At 40.2% G+C, this 3,009-nt stretch carries 3 protein-coding genes; 1 reads left to right on the top strand and 2 read right to left on the bottom strand.

Annotated elements, in window-relative coordinates; genetic code table 11:
* Together RYP29_RS08740 and RYP29_RS08735 are read right to left on the bottom strand one after the other, a co-directional pair.
* The coding region (locus RYP29_RS08740; protein WP_311533167.1) for an anion permease at positions 1-256 on the bottom strand (256 nt) is incomplete at its 3' end.
* Between the two features lie 455 nt (positions 257-711).
* Entirely contained in the window at positions 712-1,578 is an 867-nt protein-coding gene (locus RYP29_RS08735; RefSeq protein WP_311533164.1) for an EamA family transporter, read from the bottom strand.
* A 416-nt stretch (positions 1,579-1,994) separates the two neighbouring features.
* Between RYP29_RS08735 and RYP29_RS08730 the strand changes: the two genes are divergently transcribed.
* On the top strand, positions 1,995-3,009 hold a 1,015-nt coding region (locus tag RYP29_RS08730; RefSeq protein ID WP_311533162.1), incomplete at its 3' end, for a pyruvate formate lyase family protein.

Below are 3,009 nucleotides of genomic sequence, written 5' to 3'. Positions count from 1 at the left end.
CATCAGTAATCGCCTTTGCTACACCAGTTGCTTTATCTACAACAGGTGCAGGACCGACCTTAAACAACATAGACACGGTAACTGCGATGATACCGATGAAAGCTGGTGGCATTGGTTCTAAAATTAACCCCACCACGAGGCCTGCGAAGATACTTACATAAATCCAAGAATCTGCGCTAAGGCCTTGAGGCGCACCAATGAGCCATACGAGAATGGCCACAATAAGCGGTGCGAATAATTTCCAATTCAACTTCATTAGAAACACTCCTTACTTAAAGATATAAATTTGCAAAAATGCTCGTCTAGTATATCAGAATTCTATAAAGCGGTACATGATTTTAATCATAAATATTATTAATAGACAACAAACTTTCGGTAATAGCATTTAATAATAAAGAAACCCCTACACATGCTCGCTCCAGCTAGCTTAACGGGCAAGGCCAAGAGCCTTGCCCTACTAAAGTCGCTGTGCTTGTGTAGGGTTTTCTTTACGCTATATACGAACAGACACTACTAAAGTCGTATCCTTGTACAGTGCCGTCTTTTTACGTTCTATAAATAATTGGCACACGGACAAAAGAACCACTGATAAGCTGCAACTTATCAGTGGTTCTCTTATTTGTGCATATACATAGCACGTTTCTCTAGTAAAAGTCTATCATGAACCTATCTAGAGAACAAGTAGAACATAAATATGTTTTATTATGTTAGTCATCTACATTTATTAAACATATATAGGGAACATAAAATGATTGGCGCCCCAATATAAAGGCCTAAATCTGGAATTTCTCCGATGAGTATAGCTGCCACTATAGCTGCTACAACAGGAGATAGATACATAAAGTTTGTTACATCTGATACATGTTCTGCATGCTCCAAGGCATAGCTCCAGAATACGAAGCCCAACGCACTCGAGAAGCAGGCCAGATAGATAATAGCTAACCATGCAATAGGCGGTGCTGCTGCGATGGTGGCAACAGATTGTGATACAAAAGGCAGTGCCATAATCGCACCGGTGAACATAGACCAGGTAGCAACCGTGATGGGATCATGCCCTTTTAGGCTCAATCCGCGATTGACGATGTTATAGATAGCAAAAAGTATCATGCCGAATAATGTCCAAAAGGCCCCCATCGGTACATTAATAGGGCCATTCCAAAGAATAATTATGGCTACGCCTGCAAAGGCGGTGATGGTAAAGAGCCAACCAATGGGCCTCATAAAATCTTTGTAAACGACTAATGCCATGAGTGCTGTTGTCATCGGCGTCAAAGCCATGATAATACTCGATGTAGCCGCAGGAATGGTAAGAAGGCCCTGATTAAACACAACTTGATATACGAAATTTCCCGTCATACCAAGTACGATGTATAACCCCCACTCGCGCCAGCTTGTAGGAATCTGTAAGCCTTTAGCTACTCCAATGATAAGCATGAGGATAGCTCCGCCTACAACGCGAGCCACCGCTAGTGTTAAAGGGTCTACATATTGTAAGGCAATTTTACTAAACGGAAATGCCGTTGCCCAAACAGCTATGGTCGCCAATCCACCTATGACAGTTTTCACTCGGTTTGACATAGGACCAATCTCCTTTCCTTATATATAATCTATTTCATTACTATACATCTAATTTATATGAGTAATGTATTCAATTATAGGCACAAAAGAATAAAATGTCATCACCTATCAACAAATAAACTATGTGAACAATAAATACAACAATCTTAAAACTGAAATGTAATTTCATTATCTATAAATAATTTAATATATAGGATATTACAATAAGTAGACTTATAATATCTTATAAAACATTAATACTATCAGTATATTGAAGTATCATATTTTACTTTCACAATACAAATTACATCTATTCTTACGAAATTTGCATAGTATGTATTGAAAATTAATATCATTTATATATTGTGAGTTTTAGATAAACATTGTACACTAGATATATCAAAATCTATAGTTATATCCATTTATGGAGGTGCAAAATGCAACATACTGCATGGAAAGATTTTAACACAGGTGTGTGGGATAAAGCGATTGACGTACGCGACTTTATCCAAAGAAACTATGTTCCCTATGAAGGGGACGACTCCTTCCTAGTTGGTCCTACAGAACGTACTACAAAATTGTGGGACAAGGTAATGAAACTATACGAAGAAGAACGCGAAAAAGGTGGCATGCTTGATGCCGATACTTCCGTGGCTACACACATCACTGCGCATGCGCCAGGATATATCGACAAAGACCTTGAAACTATCGTTGGTTTACAAACTGATAAACCTCTAAAACGCGCTATGTTCCCTTATGGTGGCCTTCGTACTGCAAAATCTGCCATCGAAGAATATGGCTTCAAAATGGATCCTCAAACAGAGGACTTCTTCAAAAAGCATCGTAAAACTCACAATGACGGCGTATTCGATGTGTACACTCCAGAAATGCGTGCTGCTCGTACAGCGCACATCGTAACTGGTTTGCCAGATGCATATAGCCGTGGCCGTATCATCGGTGACTACCGTCGTATCGCACTATACGGTATCGACTACTTAATCGAAGAGAAAAACCAAGAATTCAGCATCACTATGGGTGATATGCTAGAAGACGTAATCCGTGACCGCGAAGAAATCAAAGAACAAATCCGTTCCTTGAAAGAATTGAAAGAAATGGCTGCGTCCTATGGCTATGACATTTCCGAACCAGCTAAAGACGTTCGCGAGGCTATGCAATGGATTTACTTCGGTTACCTTGGCGCCATCAAGGAACAAAACGGTGCTGCTATGTCCATCGGCCGTAACTCTACATTCCTTGATATCTACGCTGAACGCGACCTTCGCAATGGTACATACACAGAAGAACAAATCCAAGAATTCGTAGACCATTTCATCATGAAATTGCGTATGGTTCGCTTCGCACGTATCCATGAATACAACAACTTGTTCACAGGCGACCCTGTTTGGACTACTGAATCCATCGGTGGTATGGGTACTGACGGCCGTACATTGG

The sequence above is a fragment of the uncultured Veillonella sp. genome (assembly GCF_963534045.1).
Taxonomy (GTDB): domain Bacteria; phylum Bacillota; class Negativicutes; order Veillonellales; family Veillonellaceae; genus Veillonella.
Note: the sequence above shows the minus strand (reverse complement) of the source record. Positions and strands in the feature narration are given on the sequence as shown.